Genomic DNA, 348 nt, shown 5'->3' on the forward strand with positions numbered 1-348 from the left:
ATGGAGGGATCGAAGAACCGTTAATTGATACGCTTGGCTGATGATTTCAGGCTTTTGGCGATTTGATTGACTACTTTTGGGTTCGTTTTCGGTCTGTGTTTTGAGCAGATCGGGGACTGCTCCCCGCTGGATTGCTATGCATTCGCGCTGATCCGCTCCAGGAAGAGGAAGCGGCGCATATTGTAGACGATATTGGCCAGGCCGATCCGCATGGTGGCCCGGGTGATACCGACAGTTCGGACGAACAGACCCATTTGCGATTTCTGATCGGCAAAGACGTGCTCAACACGGGATCGGATCACGGACTTTCCGGCATTCGATTTCTGGATATGCCGAGGCATAGGTTTG

The 348-nt window shown here is 52.3% G+C and carries 1 pseudogene; it reads right to left on the reverse strand.

Features of this window, described 5'->3' with window-relative positions:
• Positions 1-134 precede the first annotated feature (134 nt).
• Positions 135-348 (reverse strand): annotated as a pseudogene (locus GFJ39_RS13970) (IS5/IS1182 family transposase); the annotation flags it as partial.

Source organism: Gluconobacter aidae (genome assembly GCF_009547075.1).
GTDB lineage: Bacteria > Pseudomonadota > Alphaproteobacteria > Acetobacterales > Acetobacteraceae > Gluconobacter > Gluconobacter aidae.